Raw genomic sequence first — 16,621 nt, forward strand, 5'->3', positions numbered from 1 at the left:
CATGGTTATATTGTGCGCGGCGGGAGTCGCGGTGCGCGTGGCGAATCTAGCAAGGAGACGCAAATGGAAGCCATCGTAGCGGCATTTTTTGATCAGATACCGGATGCCAGCATTGCTAGCGAACGCGTGGCCTTTGGCACCTCGGGCCACCGTGGCCGCGCTACCGAGCGCACGTTCAACGAAGCGCACATTATTGCCATCACCCAGGCAGTAGTGGATTACCGCCAAGAAGAAGATTACCAAGGCCCGCTGTTTCTAGGCTTGGATACCCATACCCTTTCACGCCCCGCCTGGGAGTGCGCGCTGCGAGTGCTGGCCGCCAATAAAGTGCCGGTGATGATCGAAAAGGGCCATGGCTACACGGCCACGCCTTTGATCAGCCACGCGATTTTGCAGCATAACGCGCAGCAGCGCCACGCAATGCCCGCCGCGAAAGCAGATGGTTTGATTATTACGCCATCCCATAACCCGCCAGAAGATGGCGGTATTAAGTACAACCTCCACCACGGCGGCCCCGCAGATACCGAAGCGACCCAGTGGATCGAGCTGCGCGCCAATGCGTACCTACTTCGTCAGCTAAGCGATATCACTCTGGTACCGCTGGAAGAAGCGCTTGCCCACGCCCAGGAGTATGACTACACCGCGCATTATGTAGCGCAGTTGGGCAGCGTGGTGGATATGGCGGCGATTCAAAAAGCCAACTTAACGCTGGGCGTAGATCCCATGGGCGGCACGGCGCTGCCCGTGTGGCAGGCGGTTGGTGAGCATTTCGGCCTAAACCTGGAAGTTGTGAATACCGCCATTGATGCCAGCTTCCGCTTTATGCCGCCCGATCACGACGGCAAGATCCGCATGGATTGCTCCAGCGCGGATGCCATGGCGAACCTGCTGAAGATTAAAGACCGCTTCGATATCGCCTTTGGCAACGACCCGGACGCCGACCGCCACGGCATTGTAGATGCCAACGGGTTGATGAACCCGAACCACTTCTTGGCGGTGTGTGTGGATTACCTGATTAGCCATCGCCCTCAGTGGAGCGATTCGCTGAAAATCGGTAAAACGCTGGTCTCTTCTTCCATGATCGACCGCGTTGTGGCCTCGCACAACCGTGAGCTGTTTGAAGTGCCGGTCGGTTTCAAATGGTTCGTGGATGGCCTGCACGAAGGCTGGCTCGCCTTTGGCGGCGAGGAGAGCGCTGGCGCAAGCCTGCTCACCCAAGCAGGCGAGGCGTGGTCCACCGATAAAGACGGCATCGCGCTATGCCTGCTAGCCGCTGAGATGATGGCCGTTACCGGCAAAACGCCCAGCGAGTATTACCAAACCCTTACCGAACGCTTTGGCGAACCGTTCTATAAGCGAGTAGATACCGCTTGCACCGCTGAACAGAAAGCCGCATTTAAAAACCTCACCGCCGATAGCATCACCGACACCACCTTGGCTGGAGACCCCATCACTGCCGTATTGGTCAAAGCGCCGGGTAACCAAGCCGCCATTGGTGGTTTGAAAGTCACCACCGAAAACGGCTGGTTCGCCGCACGCCCCAGCGGCACGGAATCGCTCTACAAAGTGTACGCGGAAAGCTTCAAAGGCCCGCAGCATTTGGATGAGTTGATCGAAAGCGCCACCGCGCTTTTATCAGGCGTATTGAAAGGGTAAGGAATTCACGTAGCGCGGCGTAAGCAAATCAAAGTGGGCACCTCACACGTTACGTGGCTCCACAATATGCAAGGCAGGCACCCGTAGCGCGGCGTAAGCGGAGCGCACCCGCGAAGCACTCCGCCAGGAGTGCCGATCTTGGCACTGAGTTGTGATCATTCACGGCGGCTTCATCCAGGCGGCTACCCGCCGCCTTCGCGGGTGCCTCATTTGCTCGTGCCTCGCAAGATTCGTTACGCCGCGCTACGGGTATGTGCGTTGCCCCGTGTTGATGGTTTCACGGCACTTGAGGTGGGCCCCCGTAGCGCGGCGTAAGCGTAGCGCACCCGCGAAGCACTCCGGTAGGAGTGCCGATGGTGGCACCCAGGTATGATCATTCACGGTGGCTTGATCCAGGCGGCTACCCGCCGCCTTCGCGGGTGCCTCATTTGCTCGTTGCTCTCGCTCATTCGTTACGCCGCGCTACGTGGTGCCAAAATGGAGCATAACGTGTCCTGCGTCTCCACAATATGCAAGGCAGGCACCCGTAGCGCGGCGTAAGCGAAGCGCACCCGCGAAGCACTCCGCCAGGAGTGCCGATCTTGGCACCCAGGTGTGATCATTCACGGCGGCTTCATCCAGGCGGCTACTCGCCGCCTTCGCGGGTGCCTCATTCGCTCGTTGCTCTCGCTTATTCGTTACGCCGCGCTACGGGGCAAGCACTCCGCTCTAGTGGTTCGCAGCACTCTAGGTAGGCACTCGTAGCGCGGCGTAAGCGTAGCGCACCCGCGAAGCACTCCGCTAGGAGTGCCGGTGGTGGCACTGTGATGTGATGATTCACAGTGGCTTGTTCAGGCGGCTATCGCCGCCCTCGCGGGTGCCTCATTCGCTCGTTGCTCTCGCTTATTCGTTACGCCGCGCTACGGGGCAAGCACTCCGCTCTAATGGTTCGCGGCACTCTAGGTAGGAACCTGTAGCGCGGCGTAAGCGGAGCGCACCCGCGAAGCACTCCGCCAGGAGTGCTGATGGTGGCACCGAGGTATGATCATTCACGGTGGCTTCATCCAGGCGGCTACTCGCCGCCTTCGCGGGTGCCTCATTTGCTCGTGCCTCGCAAGATTCGTTACGCCGCGCTACGGGTATGTGCGTTGCCCCGTGTTGATGGTTTCACGGCACTTGAGGTGGGCCCCCGTAGCGCGGCGTAAGCGAAGCGCACCCGCGAAGCACTCCGCCAGGAGTGCCGATGGTGGTACCCAGGTATGATCATTCACGGCGGTTTGATCCAGGCGGCTACTCGCCGCCTTCGCGGGTGCCTCATTTGCTCGTGCCTCGCAAGATTCGTTACGCCGCGCTACGGGGTGCCAAAATGGAGCATAACGTGTCCTGTGTCTCCACAATATGCAAGGCAGGCACTTGTAGCGCGGCGTAAGCGGAGCGCACCCGCGAAGCACTCCGCCAGGAGTGCCGATGGTGGCACCCAGGTATGATCATTCACGGCGGCTTTATCCAGGCGGCTACCCGCCGCCTTCGCGGGTGCCTCATTTGCTCGTGCCTCGCAAGATTCGTTACGCCGCGCTACGGGGTGCCAAAATGGAGCATAACGTGTCCTGCGTCTCCACAATATGCAAGGCAGGCACTTGTAGCGCGGCGTAAGCGGAGCGCACCCGCGAAGCACTCCGCCAGGAGTGCCGGTGGTGGTTCCCAGGCTCGCGTCGGAAGTTGCGTTCCTGCTATATTGATCGGCATATCTATTGCATGCCGTTTAGCGTGGTTCGATGGTGGATACTTCACGCTGGAAAGCACGTTTCGTAAAAGGACGTTAATGATGACTCAAGTACGCAAAGCGATTATTCCGGTGGCGGGTTTTGGCACCCGCCTGCTGCCGATCAGCAAGGCGATTCCTAAAGAGATGGTGCCGGTGGTGGATCGCCCGTTGATTCAACACGTAGTGGAAGAAGCGCTGGCCGCGGGCATCAACGAAATCATTTTGGTCACGCGTGCGGGCAAGTCGGCGATTGAAGACCACTTCGATGCCCACTTCGAACTCGAACACTCCCTGGCCAGCAAGGGTAAAAATGCGCTGTTGGAAACGCTTTCGGCCATTTCCCCTAAAAAGCTGAAAGTGACCAGCGTTCGTCAGCCCAATGCGAAAGGGCTAGGCCATGCCATTTACTGTGCTTCTCACCTGTTAGACAAAGACGAGCCGTTCGCGGTGATCCTGCCGGACGTGCTGGTAAAGCCGCAGGTAGGCAGTAGCGCGTGTGATTTGGGCAGCATGGTCGAGCGCTGGGAAGCCTCCGATGCGTCGCAAATCATGGTAGAAGCGGTGCCGCAAGAAGACGTTTATCGTTACGGTATTGTGGACTGCGACGAGCCAGCAGCGGGGGAGAGCGCCACCATGCGCGGGGTGGTGGAAAAGCCCCAACCGGAAGACGCGCCGTCACGGCTTTCGGTGATTGGCCGTTATGTGCTGCCGTACCGCATCATGGAGCTGCTACGCGACCAGCCGCCGGGCGCGGGCAACGAAATTCAGCTAACCGATGCCATCGATCGCTTGATGCAGGAAGGGCAAACCGTGCAGGCGTTTCGCATGCATGGCCGCACCTTCGATTGCGGGCACATCGAAGGTTGGCTGCAAGCCAACACCACGCTCGCCCGTGAAGCGGGCTACGACGTATAACGCATCTCCAAGCATCACAAAAGCCGCTCAGCTCTCGCTGCAGCGGCTTTTTTTATAAGAATCCAGCCACCACTCAAAACGGAAAGACGAGCGGCGTAATTAGCAGCACCGCTGCCGAGTAAGTGAGGCTAACGGGTAAACCGATCTTAAGGAAGTCGGTGATTTTGTAGCGCCCCGGTGAATACACCATCAAATGTGTTTGGTAGCCAAACGGAATCAGGAAGCAAGCACTCGCACCGTAGGCAACGGCCATGACAAAGGGTAGTGGATCCGCCCCAAACGCGTGTGCCGTGCTCCAGGCAATGGGAAAGGCCAGCGCAGCGGCGGCGTTGTTGGTAACCGTTTCCGTGAGCAGTAACGTCAATAAATAGCAGCCGATAAAGGCGGCATAAATGCCATAACCGCTGAATATGGTCTGCATGCCATCGGCGAGCAATGCCGCCGCTCCGGAATTTTCCAGTGCCTGGGCGATGGCCAGGGCAGAGCCAATGATGAGCCATAGCTCGAAAGGAAAACGCCTGCGCAGTTCGGCCATGCTGATCACTTTCAGCAGTAGTAGCGCGCCTAGCAGAATCAGTAAACCGTGAAACAGCGGCAGCCAGTTAGCCGCCGCCAAAGAAATGACGGCCGCAAAACCACCCAAGGTGATCAGGCTCTCCTTGCGGTTGAGTTGTGGTCGCGTAAAGCTGCCGCTTAGCAGATGGAAGTTTCGGTCTAAGTTGCGATGCTGACGAAAATCCGCGCTGACGGCCAATAATAAGCAGTCGCCTACCCGAAGAGGGATTTTACCTAATTGCCCCTCTAAGCGTTTGTCTCCGCGACGAATACCCACCACACCTGCGCTAAACATACTGCGAAAATCGACGCCTTGAAGTGTCTTACCCGCTAATTCCGACTCATGTGAGATCACCACTTCGACCAGATTGGTGGCGAGCAAGTTGTCTGCTTGGTGCCCAAACAGGTTGAGGCCAGGAAAGCGTTGCAGTGCCTGCACTTTACTGACTTCACCGGTGAACACCAGCGTGTCGTCAGCCTGTAGCTGTTCATCGGGGGCCACGGGGCTGATCAGCCTGCCTTGACGCTCTATTTCCAATAGGTAGAGGCCATCCAAGCTGCGTAGCCCGTTCTGCTCGATGCTTTTGCCAATCATGGGGGATTCAGTTTCCACATCGGCGGCCAAGAAATACGAAAGTTTCTCTTCCGTGTCTTCCGGGCGGTGGTGGGGGAGCGCGTTGGCACGCCATAGCAGAACGGCTAGGGTGATCAAGGCAACCGGGATGCCCACCAGGCTAAACTGAAACATGCCCAGTTCGCTGCCGCTGGCGTTCAGATGAAAAGAGTTCACCACGAGGTTCGTCGAGGTGCCCACCAGCGTCGTAATGCCGCCAAGAATCGACGCGTAAGAAAGTGGGATCAGTAGCCGTGAAGGGGCAATGCCTTGCTGGCGCGTAATGGCCCCTAGAAAGGCGGCAACGACGGCAGTGTTATTCAAAAAAGCCGATAGCACGGCAGTGCTGCCCATCAGCCGCGCTGTCGCCAATTTTGGGTGGCCCTTGAGTAAATGCTTAGACAGCCAGTCGAGCAGTGGCGAGCGCTCCAGCGCCAGCGATACCAGCAAGAGCAACAGCAACGTAGCCAGTGCTGGATTGGTGTACTGTACGAGTAGCGTGCTCGTATCGATGAATCCCACCAGCAAGTAACCAGCGGCCAGTGACACAAACGCGATGGCAGGTTTGACCTTTCCGCTAATCAATAAAACTAATAATAAGGTAATGGATAACAGTACGGCCCAGGGGGTCATGTGGAGTCCTTAGCAATCGTGAAGCCAACCGCGTGCTTGCTGGATTTTACGCAGGCTTTTATGATGGTGTCTAATCATTGCCATGAATCGCGATAAGTTTTCTTATTTTTTTATATTTAAAACATAAGGTTATGGCATTAATTGAGCGCTAAACATTTGTCGCCTGAAGCTCTTAATGAGCGGCGTAAAAAAGCCGTTCGGCTACGTTTGGATGGCCATACGGTAGCGGTGGCCAGCCAACGCACAGGGTTGTCTGCGCCGACGGTTTCGGCGGCGTGGAAGGCCTTTCGCGAAGGGGGATGGGCCGCCGTACCCGTGAAGCCGCGTGGGCGGACGAAGGGGCAGGGCAATACGTTGGGCGCTGCCGCGCAGACCGTACTTTGGGAGGCGCTTTATGGTGCACCACCTCAAGGCATGCCGGGCTGGAGTAGCGCCGCGCTGGCGGACTTGGTGAATGGGCGTTTAGGGCTAAAGCTCACCCAGCGTGCCATCGAGCACTGGTGGGAAACCGAAGGGTTGCAGCATGCCCCCTGGGAGCTGAATGCGCTAGCTAAAAAGCGCACCCGTGCAGGGCGGTGGTTCGAGAAAACGGTCGCCCCGACGTTCTCTCTCTACCCGGGCGCCGAGCAGCGCTGGCAGGGCGGCGTACGACGTGTGGCGCATGCGCAGCGGGCGCTCTATCAAGTGTACCTGCACGGGGCACGCGGAAAGCTCTACATGCGCTGTTACGAGCGTCCGCCGGCCGCGTTCGATTATCAGGCGGTATGGGCATCGCTGCCTCGGCCTGCCGCCGTGGTATTTCACGGCGCGCTGTTCTCGGCGAGCCAAACGCTCACCGAGTGGCTCGACCGCCAAACGACGTTAACGGTCGTGGCGGTACCGGCAGATATCGGTTTGGAACACCGCTAAGGCTTTTTATCCATAGGTTTTTAAGGCAGTGCCGCGAGCGGCCACTTGAAAACGGTTTTTTCACACAACGTTGGGAAAGATGATGACATCACTCACCCATTTACAGCGGCTGGAAGCGGAAAGCATCCAGATCATGCGCGAAGTGGTCGCCGAGACCGAAAACCCGGTGATGCTCTACTCCGTCGGTAAGGATTCAGCGGTGATGCTGCATTTGGCGCGTAAGGCCTTTGCCCCCTCGCCGCCTCCTTTCCCGCTGCTGCACGTCGATACCCGCTGGAAATTCCAGGCGATGTACGAGTTCCGCGACAAGATGGCCGAAGAAATCGGCATGGAATTGATCGTGCATATCAATCCGGAAGGGGTGGAGAAAGACATCAACCCCTTCACTCACGGTTCAGCCATTCATACCGATGTGATGAAAACCGAAGGTTTGAAGCAAGCGTTGGACAAGTACGGCTTCGATGCAGCGTTTGGCGGGGCACGGCGCGATGAAGAGAAGTCCCGTGCCAAAGAACGTGTGTTCTCTTTTCGCACCGCGCAGCACCGCTGGGATCCGAAAAATCAGCGGCCGGAACTGTGGAAGCTCTACAACACGCGCAAGCACCCTAAAGAGTCCATTCGTGTCTTCCCGCTCTCGAACTGGACCGAGCTGGATATTTGGCAGTACATCCACCTGCAGAACATTCCCATCGTTCCGCTTTATTACGCTGCCGAGCGTCCGGTGGTGGAGCGTGATGGCGCGCTGATCATGGTTGATGATGACCGCATGCCGTTGGAGCCGGGTGAAGTGCCCATGATGCGGAAGGTACGTTTCCGTACCTTAGGCTGCTACCCGCTGACCGGTGCCGTGGAGTCGGAAGCCGACACGCTACCCGCGATCATTCAAGAGATGCTGTTGACCAAAACATCCGAGCGCCAGGGCCGTGTGATCGACCATGACAGCGCGGCGTCCATGGAGAAGAAGAAGCAAGAGGGGTACTTCTAATGTCGCACTCATCCGATCTGATTGCTGAAGATATCGAGGGCTACCTGAAGTCCCACGAGCATAAAGGTTTGTTGCGCTTCATCACTTGTGGAAGCGTGGACGATGGCAAAAGTACCCTGATTGGCCGTTTGCTGTTCGAATCCAAGCTGCTGTTCGAAGACCAGCTGGCTGCCATCGAAGCCGATTCCAAGAAGTACGGAACGCAAGGCGGTGAGATGGACTTTGCACTGTTGGTCGATGGTCTGGCCGCTGAGCGCGAACAGGGTATTACCATCGATGTGGCGTACCGCTTCTTCTCCACCGAGAAACGCAAATTCATCGTCGCGGATACGCCAGGGCACGAGCAGTACACCCGCAACATGGTGACCGGGGCGTCTACGGCCGATGCGGCGATTCTGATGGTGGATGCTCGCCACGGCATTCTGACCCAAACCCGCCGCCACAGCTTTTTGATGTCGTTGATGGGTATGCGACACATTATCGTCGCCATCAATAAAATGGATTTGGTGGATTACTCGAAAGCGCGTTACGACCAAATCGTCGAGGAGTACCGCGCGTTCGCCAAGCAGTTGGGGCTTGAAAACATCACCTTCATTCCGATGTCGGCATTGAAGGGCGATAACGTCATCGAGCACAGCGCGAAGATGCCGTGGTATCACGGCACCACGCTGATGGGCTACCTGGAGACCGTCGAGGTAGACGACGAGCGCCTGCAGCGTTCACCGTTCCGAATGCCCGTGCAGTGGGTCAACCGCCCGAATCTCGATTTCCGGGGTTTTACCGGTATGATCGCCAGCGGCGTCGTTCGTCCTGGTGATCCTATTCGTGTACAGCCCTCAGGTAAAACCAGCACCGTCTCGCGCATCTATACGTTCGATGGCGATTTGGAGGAAGCGGTCGCCGGGCAATCCATCACGCTGCTGCTCGATGACGAGATCGATATTTCCCGTGGGGACATCATTTCTGGCGTCGACCAGCCGGCACACACGGCCGACCAGTTCGAAACCACGCTGGTATGGATGCATGAGGCGCCGCTGCTGCCGGGCCGTCCTTACTTGATGAAACTGGGTACGCAAACGGTCACCGCTACCGTGACCGATATCAAGTATCAGGTAAACGTCAATACGCTTGAGCACACGGCGGGTAAGCAGCTGGACTTAAATGGGATTGGCGTGTGTACGATTAGCTTGAACCGCGCCGTCGCGTTTGATGCGTATAAAGAGAACCAGGATACCGGTGGTTTCATCCTCATTGACCGTATGACGAACAATACGGTCGGCGCTGGCATGCTGCACTTTGCGCTACGCCGCAGCCAGAACATTCATATGCAGCACGTGGATATCGACAAGCAAGCACGCGCGCTAGCCAAAGGTCAAAAGCCTGCGGTGCTATGGTTCACAGGGTTGTCTGGCGCGGGTAAGTCGACCATTGCCAACTTGGTGGAAAAGAAGCTGTTTGGTAACGGCCAGCATACTTATTTGCTGGATGGCGATAACGTCCGCCATGGCTTGAACCGTGACCTGGGGTTCACCGATGCCGACCGGGTCGAGAACGTGCGCCGGGTGGCGGAAACCGCCAAGCTGATGGTCGATGCGGGCCTGATCGTCATGTCGGCGTTCATTTCACCGTTCCGCAGCGAGCGGCAGTTGGCCCGTGATCTGTTGGAAGAGGGTGAATTCATTGAGATTTATGTCGATGCGCCGTTGGACGTGGTGGAAGCGCGTGATCCAAAAGGCCTCTACAAAAAGGCGCGCCGTGGCGAATTGAAGAACTTTACGGGGATCGATTCCGCCTATGAAGCACCTCAAGCACCTGACGTTCACCTGAAAACGGCCGAGATGAACGCTGAGGAAGCTGCCGATGCGGTGATCGAGGCGCTACGTGAGCGTGGCTTGATCAGCTAACGACGCGCAGTTGACGTCGCGATAGGGGTTGGAGTCAGTCTCTGTCGTCATACCGCCAACGACTTAGCATCCCTGGGTTGTTGGCGGTTTTTTGTCGAATGTAAAGGATGGATACGATGATCGATCAAACACTGCTGGAGGCGGTAGAGCGCATTGCACGCGAGGCGGGCGATGCCATCATGAAGGTCTATGCCCGTGACTTCAGCGTCGAAGAGAAAGAGGATAAAAGCCCACTGACCGAGGCGGATCAAGCGGCTCATCACGTCATCGTGCGGGGCCTTCAGTCGCTGCCGGTTCGCCTGCCGATTCTCTCCGAAGAGGACATGGAAGGGTTTGCGGGCGTGAATGCCGATGGACGTTATTGGCTGGTCGACCCCTTGGATGGCACCAAAGAGTTCATCAAGCGTAACGGTGAGTTCACCGTCAACATTGCGCTGATCGAAAACGGCGTACCCGTGCTCGGTGTGGTCACTGCCCCAGCGTTGGGGACGGCTTACGTGGCGGCTGAAGGCGTAGGTGCGTTTAAGGTGGAGAAAGACGGCCAACGTCATGCCATTCAAGTGGCTGGACAGCCTGCTGAAGGCGCAACCTGGCGCGTTGTAGGCAGTCGCTCTCACCCCAGCCCAGATTTAGCGGCGTGGCTGGATAAATTAGGCGAACACGAAATGCTCCCCATGGGTAGCTCACTCAAGCTTTGCCTGATTGCCGAAGGCAAAGCCGATGCGTACCCACGCTTAGGCCCCACCTGCCTTTGGGACACTGGCGCCGCTCATGCGGTCGTGCGCTATGCAGGCGGACGCGTCGAGACCTTGGAAGGCGAACCGCTCAGCTATGCCAACCCCGCTGAAAAGCTAAACCCCTACTTTGTGGTGTGGGGCCACTAAATTACCCGTATTGATAGGTGCCACCGCACTTGAGGTAGGCACCCGTAGCGCGGTGTAAGCGATAGCGCACCCGCGAAGCACTCCGCTAGGAGTGCCGAAGGTGGCACGGTGGTGTGATGATTCACGGTGGCTTGATCAGGCGGCTGCCCGCCGCCTTCGCGGGTGCCTCATTTGCTCGTTGCTCTCGCTCATTCGTTACGCCGCGCTACGGGTATGTGCAGTTGCCCAGTGTCGATAGGTATCACGGCACTTGAGGTGAGAACCCGTAGCGCGGTGTAAGCGGAGCGCACCCGCGAAGCACTCCGCTAGGAGTGCCGATGGTGACACTGTGACGTGATGATTCACGGTGGCTGGATCAGGCGGCTACTCGCCGCCTTCGTGGGTGCCTCATTCGCTCGTTGCTCTCGCTCATTCGTTACGCCGCGCTACGGGTATGTGCAGTTGCACCGTTTTGATAGGTTTTACGGCACTTGAGGTGAGCACCCGTAGCGCGGTGTAAGCGGAGCGCACCCGCGAAGCACTCCGCTAGGAGTGCCGATGGTGACACTGTGACGTGATGATTCACGGTGGCTGGATCAGGAGGCTACTCGCCGCCTTCGCGGGTGCCTCATTCGCTCGTTGCTCTCGCTCATTCGTTACGCCGCGCTACGGGTATGTGCAGTTGCACCGTTTTGATAGGTTTTACGGCACTTGAGGTGGGCACCCGTAGCGCGGTGTAAGCGGAGCGCACCTGCGAAGCACTCCGTTAGGAGTGCCGAGGGTGGCACCGAGGTTTGATGATTCACGGTGGCTTGATCAGGCGGCTGCCCGCCGCCTTCGCGGGTGCCTCATTCGCTCGTTGCTCTCGCTCATTCGTTACGCCGCGCTACGGGTATGTGCAGTTGCACCGTTTTGATAGGTTTTACGGCACTTGAGGTGAGCACCCGTAGCGCGGTGTAAGCGGAGCGCACCCGCGAAGCACTCCGTTAGGAGTGCCGAGGGTGGCACCGAGGTTTGATGATTCACGGTGGCTTGATCAGGCGGCTGCCCGCCGCCTTCGCGGGTGCCTCATTCGCTCGTTGCTCTCGCTCATTCGTTACGCCGCGATACGAGTATGTGCAGTTGCTCTGTGTTGATAGGTATCGCGGCACTTGAGGTGAGAACCCGTAGCGCGGTGTAAGCGGAGCGCACCCGCGAAGCACTCCGCCAGGAGTGCCGATGGTGGCACTGTGGTGTGATGATTTGCGTTGGCATCATCCAGGCGGCTATCGCCGCCCTGGCGGGTGCTTCATTTGCTCGTGCCTCGCAAGATTCGTTACGCCGCGCTACGGGTATGTGCAATTGCTCCATGTTGATAGGTGTCACGGCACTTGAGGTGAGAACCCGTAGCACGGCGTAAGCGGAGCGCACCCGCGAAGCACTCCGCTAGGAGTGCCAATCTTGGCACTGAGTTGTGATCATTCACGGCGGCCTAACCCAGGCGGCTGCCCGCCGCCTTCGCGGGTGCCTCATTTGCTCGTGCCTCGCAAGATTCGTTACGCCGCGCTACGGGTATGTGCAGTTGCCCAGTGTCGATAAGTATCACGGCACTTGAGGTGAGAACCCGTAGCGCGGTGTAAGCGGAGCGCACCCGCGAAGCACTCCGCTAGGAGTGCCGATCTTGGCACTGAGTTGTGATCATTCACGGTGGCCTAACCCAGGCGGCTGCCCGCCGCCTTCGCGGGTGCCTCATTTGCTCGTTGCTCTCGCTCATTCGTTACGCCGCGCTACGTGGCATTACGGCGCTCGAGTGGGGCACCATTATCGCGCATGCGATAGCCAGGAAGGCGGAGGATTACTCCCAGTTCATGTCGACCACTTCGGGTATGTCTTGCGTGCCCCAGTCTGGCGCGTACCATCCTTTTTTAACGCATTGGTGAAAGCTGGACCATTGCCATTCGCGGGGGGATTGCGCCCAGCCGTGCTTCACCGGGTTGTAGTGGATGTAATCCATGTGGCGTTGCCAGTCGTTTTCGTCGCGAATTACGTGTTCCCAAAAACCGCGCTGCCAGGCATGTTGGCTGCCGGGGGGAAACAAAAATTCTTGAGACGCATATTTTTTGACGTCTCTCCATCGGGAAGAGTAATCCGCATCTCCTTCGGGGAGTGTCCAAATACAGTGCAGGTGGTCGGGAAGGAGAACAAAGGCATCCATTTGAAACGGTTGTTCGTCACGCACTCGACGAAATGCTCGGCCAAGTGTATCTATATTTAAACGTTCCGATAACAGCGGTTTACGACCATAAGTCACCACGGTGAAAAAGTAGGTGCCGCCTGGGATATGGGCGCGTCGGTAGGTCGCCATGGCTGCTTCCTTGCAGTGATTGATGCCAATAGCCTACCGTCGATGAGAAGACGATGCATCTTTACAGCCACGCTGCCAATGCTGAGTAGCCATGCTGGCGTAGGGTAAGGGACAATATGGCATGACATTCCCTCATATGATGGGAGCCTTATTGATCCAAGGAGCAGACGTGTGAGCATTGAGCAGTTTGGCGTTTATGTGTTGACCATGAGAGACGAAACAAGGATTGCCTCTATCGAGCGCCAAATGTCTCAGTTGGGTATGTCGTTTCAGTACATTGATGCCACGGTCCTGGAGAAAAGCGAGCATGCCGATCTGCCCATCGATAGCGATGCGATTCAAGGGCGATATGGCCGGATGCTCACGAAAGGCGAGGTGAGCTGCTTTGTAAGCCATCGAAGAATCTGGCAGCAAGTGGTGGATGCCGGGAAGCCTTGCGTCATTTTTGAGGACGATGCGCTTATCGAACGAGAACTCCCAGCATTTTTAGATCGTTTGTCAGACACGAATGCCCCGTTCGATGTTGTTTTGTTAGGCCACTCTAAAAAAGATCACCGCCGGAAAACGCTGTATCACTTTCTTGAACCCTTAAAGCGTTGGAGTCCAATAGGGGCCTTTAAGCTCGGGCGCGGCTTCAAAACGTGGCCCTCTGGTGCGGTGGGGTACGTTGTGACACCTGCTGGGGCAACTAGATTGTTAGAGGCTTCTACCACGATTCGCTGTGTGTTGGATGACTGGCCGCACTTTGAAAGTAAGGGCGTTAAGGTACAGGAAGTGAGGCCGTTATTGGTGTGGGAAGATTTCATCAATATCGAAAGTTCGTTAGAGGGAGACCGCCAAACACCTTCGCGTCGTAAGATCTTTTTCATGGCGCGCGTACTGCGAGGATGCCTCCGCCACCTTCAATCTAGGAAGGACGATTGATGATGCCCTTTCGTCGTTCATTAGAAAGACTGCTGCCCTTTATGACGGCGGCCACGCCTGGTGGTTTTCGTATTTTTGTACTGGGTGTGGCTGGTTTCTTTTTAGTCCCTGACAGCGTGGTGTTTTTTTCCACTCAGTACACCTTGGCAGCCTTTTTTGTCATGGTGTCGGGGGTGGGGTTTTCCACTATTTTGATGAAGCGTATGGCCGAGGATGAGCGCTTGGCGATACTGCTGCGGTACGGGGCATCGTGTGTGGTGGTAGGCGGGGGAGTGTCGGCCTTTGCGTTACTGGTGGCGTCTCTGGCCGTTCCTGTCCCGCATTGGCTAGACGTGTTTACACTGATCCTGATGACGTCGGTATATCAGGTTTTTCGTAATTATTTAGTCTTTAAGCGCCAATTTTGGGGGCTGTTTTTTTACGATGGCGTCATTGGGTGCCTGTTTATCGCCATGATGCTGCTGATGTTCTTTATTGAAGGGCCGCTCCATGCAGATCAGTTGTTGAACGTATTATCGATCTCATACGCGTTGGCCTTCGTCATGTTTGTGGGTGTATTGGTTTTCAAAGAGGGCAACACGCGTGTCTCTGATGACACGCTGTTCATCGCGCCCAGCGATTTAGTGTCGAGTTTGGTGGTTGGTTTTTCCAACGCGGCGAGTAGTGGCGTCGGTTTCATTTTGCCCTCGCTGTTTATCGCGCTCGGTGGAAACGATGTCGCCATTGTGGCATCGCTGTGTGCGGCGGTCTTCAGTGCCATGTCGGCTTTACCGAGAGGGTTGATCAACAATCGTGCCGCTGCGCTTTCTAGAATGGTCATGGCGCGTGATTATGCGCGTTCGGTCGTGGTGCCGCTTCGTAAAAAAATCTATACCTTGGTAGCCGCTTTGGTTCCTGCGCTGTCGCTGACGATTATCGTGTATTTTTATATGTCTGGTGCGGTGAACGATACTTGGTTGGTGCTGTTTTTTGTTGCGGCTTTTGCGTTTAACGTCGCTACTGGGCAGTTGGGTGTTATTGAATCGGTGCTGATTAATTTTTGTGGCTATGAGCGCCTTTCACTTGCCTTCAATATGGTGGTTTTTTTATTCGTATTGCTGGTGTTTGGCATCGTGCGCTTAATGCCGCAAGCCCAGGAGTGGGTATTTATTATTTACGCGGTGCCTTTTGTACTTGGTGTGATCAACATCTTACGGCTGTTTTGGTATCGGAGGATGGTGCAGCGCTATTTTGCGACCATCCGCTAGCCTTTCAGAGTTCGTAGCACCGTGTCGGGGGCTTCCATCAAGGTGAGGGTCCCCGAAGCGCAGCGTAAGCGGTGCCAAGGGGGCGATGATGATTCACGGTGGTTAAATCAGGCGGCTAGCGCCGCCCCCGCGGGTGCCTCTTTCGCTCGTTGCTCTCGCTCTTTCGTTACGCCGCGCTACGTGGCTCCAGGCACTTAAGCGGGCACCTGTAGCGCGGTGTAAGCGATAGCGCACCCGCGAAGCACTCCGTTAGGAGTGCCGAAGTTGGCACCGAGGTGTGATGCTGCACGGTGGCCCTATCCAGGCGGCTAGCGCCGCCCCCGCGGGTGCCTCTTTCGCTCGTTGCTCTCGCTCTTTCGTTACGCCGCGCTACGTGGCTCCATTGCACTTAAGTGGGCACCCGTAGCGCGGTGTAAGCGATAGCGCACCCGCGAAGCACTCCGTTAGGAGTGCCGAAGTTGGCACTGAGGTGTGATGCTGCACGGTGGCCCTATCCAGGCGGCTGATCGCCGCCTCCGCGGGTGCCTCTTTCGCTCGTTGCTCTCGCTCATTCGTTACGCCGCGCTACGTGGCTCCAGTGCACTTAAGTGGGCACCTGTAGCGCGGTGTAAGCGATAGCGCACCCGCGAAGCACTCCGTTAGGAGTGCCGAAGTTGGCACTGAGGTGTGATGCTGCACGGTGGCCATATCCAGGCGGCTATCGCCGCCTCCGCGGGTGCCTCATTTGCTCGTGCCTCGCAAGATTCGTTACGCCGCGCTACGGGGTGCCACATTGTGGGGCACAACATTCGTTTCGTGTGGCTATTCGCTCTTCACCGCTTTTCCAAGCTTTCAACCGGTAGCTCTACCTGCTGAGGCCGTTGGAGGACGTTCAGCAACACGATGGCGCGCTCTTCACCCTTACAGCGGGTGAAGATGGCTTCTAGGTCTTTGAAGGGGCCGTCGGTGATGGTGACTTTTTCTCCGGCAGTGAAGTAGCTGTGGCTACCTTCTTGGCGGTGGGGTTGGGCGCGTAAGGTCTCTACAAGCGCGTCGGGCACGGCGATGGGAGTGTTGCCGAAGGTGAGTAGGCGCAGTACGCCCCGGGTAGAGCGAATGGGACGCCAGTTGCTGACGACCTGGTCTAATCGAATAAACAGGTAGTAGGGGAACAGCGGCTCAGTGACGGTGGTGAGCTTCCCTTGGCGTTTGCGTTTTACATCCAACACTGGATGAAACACCTCGTAACCTTGGTTCGAAAGATGCTCCGCCGCGCGAAAGGATTCACTCCCTTTGCACTGAATGACGTACCAGTGGGCAGTGCTGGTCTCGGTTGTTTCTACTACCATT

At 57.1% G+C, this 16,621-nt stretch carries 11 protein-coding genes; 8 read left to right on the plus strand and 3 right to left on the minus strand.

The window, feature by feature from the left end; all coding sequences use genetic code 11:
- The first annotated feature begins 12 nt into the window (after positions 1-12).
- A complete protein-coding gene (pgm, locus tag NH398_RS00470; RefSeq protein WP_366069853.1) occupies positions 13-1,656 on the plus strand; it encodes a phosphoglucomutase (alpha-D-glucose-1,6-bisphosphate-dependent) in 1,644 nt (547 codons plus the stop codon).
- Positions 1,657-3,460: 1,804 nt separating this feature from the next.
- Complete coding sequence (locus NH398_RS00475; protein WP_366070030.1) at positions 3,461-4,315, plus strand: UTP--glucose-1-phosphate uridylyltransferase; 855 nt, start codon at positions 3,461-3,463, stop codon at positions 4,313-4,315.
- Between the two features lie 73 nt (positions 4,316-4,388).
- Here the strand turns inward: NH398_RS00475 and NH398_RS00480 are convergent, their stop codons facing one another.
- On the minus strand, positions 4,389-6,116 hold the full coding sequence (locus NH398_RS00480; RefSeq protein ID WP_253015772.1) for an SLC13 family permease: 1,728 nt from the start codon (positions 6,114-6,116) through the stop codon (positions 4,389-4,391).
- A gap of 141 nt (positions 6,117-6,257) precedes the next feature.
- Here NH398_RS00480 and NH398_RS00485 point away from each other — a divergent pair, with 141 nt between their 5' ends.
- The 4 genes from NH398_RS00485 to cysQ all read left to right on the plus strand — a co-directional run bounded on the left by NH398_RS00485 (position 6,258) and on the right by cysQ (position 10,798).
- On the plus strand, positions 6,258-7,025 hold the full coding sequence (locus NH398_RS00485; RefSeq protein ID WP_253015774.1) for a helix-turn-helix domain-containing protein: 768 nt from the start codon (positions 6,258-6,260) through the stop codon (positions 7,023-7,025).
- An 82-nt stretch (positions 7,026-7,107) separates the two neighbouring features.
- A complete protein-coding gene (gene cysD / locus NH398_RS00490) occupies positions 7,108-8,010 on the plus strand; it encodes a sulfate adenylyltransferase subunit CysD (RefSeq protein ID WP_054641454.1) in 903 nt (300 codons plus the stop codon).
- Positions 8,010-9,914 carry a sulfate adenylyltransferase subunit CysN gene (gene cysN / locus NH398_RS00495; RefSeq protein ID WP_253015776.1) on the plus strand — a complete coding sequence of 635 codons (1,905 nt, stop codon included), beginning with the start codon at positions 8,010-8,012 and terminating at the stop codon, positions 9,912-9,914. Before cysD ends, cysN begins: the two co-directional genes overlap by 1 nt.
- 116 nt (positions 9,915-10,030) lie before the next feature.
- Positions 10,031-10,798, plus strand: a complete 768-nt coding sequence (gene cysQ / locus NH398_RS00500; RefSeq protein WP_253015778.1) for a 3'(2'),5'-bisphosphate nucleotidase CysQ — start codon at positions 10,031-10,033, stop codon at positions 10,796-10,798.
- A 1,813-nt stretch (positions 10,799-12,611) separates the two neighbouring features.
- Here the strand turns inward: cysQ and NH398_RS00505 are convergent.
- On the minus strand, positions 12,612-13,121 hold the full coding sequence (locus tag NH398_RS00505; RefSeq protein WP_253015780.1) for a transposase: 510 nt from the start codon (positions 13,119-13,121) through the stop codon (positions 12,612-12,614).
- 171 nt (positions 13,122-13,292) lie between these two features.
- Here NH398_RS00505 and NH398_RS00510 point away from each other — a divergent pair, with 171 nt between their 5' ends.
- Both NH398_RS00510 and NH398_RS00515 read left to right on the plus strand, forming a co-directional pair.
- Positions 13,293-14,045, plus strand: a complete 753-nt coding sequence (locus NH398_RS00510) for a glycosyltransferase family 25 protein (RefSeq protein ID WP_253015782.1) — start codon at positions 13,293-13,295, stop codon at positions 14,043-14,045.
- Entirely contained in the window at positions 14,045-15,292 is a 1,248-nt protein-coding gene (locus NH398_RS00515; RefSeq protein ID WP_253015784.1) for a hypothetical protein, read from the plus strand. Before NH398_RS00510 ends, NH398_RS00515 begins: the two co-directional genes overlap by 1 nt.
- Positions 15,293-16,104: 812 nt before the next feature.
- On the opposite strand, the gene rfaH is transcribed toward NH398_RS00515, so the two are convergent.
- A complete protein-coding gene (gene rfaH / locus NH398_RS00520) occupies positions 16,105-16,620 on the minus strand; it encodes a transcription/translation regulatory transformer protein RfaH (RefSeq protein WP_253015786.1) in 516 nt (171 codons plus the stop codon).
- Between the last annotated feature and the right edge of the window lies 1 nt (position 16,621).

Source organism: Halomonas sp. CnH100-B (genome assembly GCF_024124605.1).
Classification (GTDB): Bacteria; Pseudomonadota; Gammaproteobacteria; order Pseudomonadales; family Halomonadaceae; genus Vreelandella.

Excerpts from the sequence above, each read along its gene's own strand:
- cysD (WP_054641454.1), top strand. The coding sequence starts at position 7,108 with ATGACATCACTCACCCATTTACAGCGGCTGGAAGCGGAAAGCATCCAG.
- cysN (WP_253015776.1), top strand. The coding sequence starts at position 8,010 with ATGTCGCACTCATCCGATCTGATTGCTGAAGATATCGAGGGCTACCTG.
- rfaH (WP_253015786.1), bottom strand. The coding sequence starts at position 16,620 with ATGGTAGTAGAAACAACCGAGACCAGCACTGCCCACTGGTACGTCATT.
- NH398_RS00515 (WP_253015784.1), top strand. The coding sequence starts at position 14,045 with ATGATGCCCTTTCGTCGTTCATTAGAAAGACTGCTGCCCTTTATGACG.
- NH398_RS00475 (WP_366070030.1), top strand. The coding sequence starts at position 3,461 with ATGACTCAAGTACGCAAAGCGATTATTCCGGTGGCGGGTTTTGGCACC.
- NH398_RS00505 (WP_253015780.1), bottom strand. The coding sequence starts at position 13,121 with ATGGCGACCTACCGACGCGCCCATATCCCAGGCGGCACCTACTTTTTC.
- cysQ (WP_253015778.1), top strand. The coding sequence starts at position 10,031 with ATGATCGATCAAACACTGCTGGAGGCGGTAGAGCGCATTGCACGCGAG.
- NH398_RS00480 (WP_253015772.1), bottom strand. The coding sequence starts at position 6,116 with ATGACCCCCTGGGCCGTACTGTTATCCATTACCTTATTATTAGTTTTA.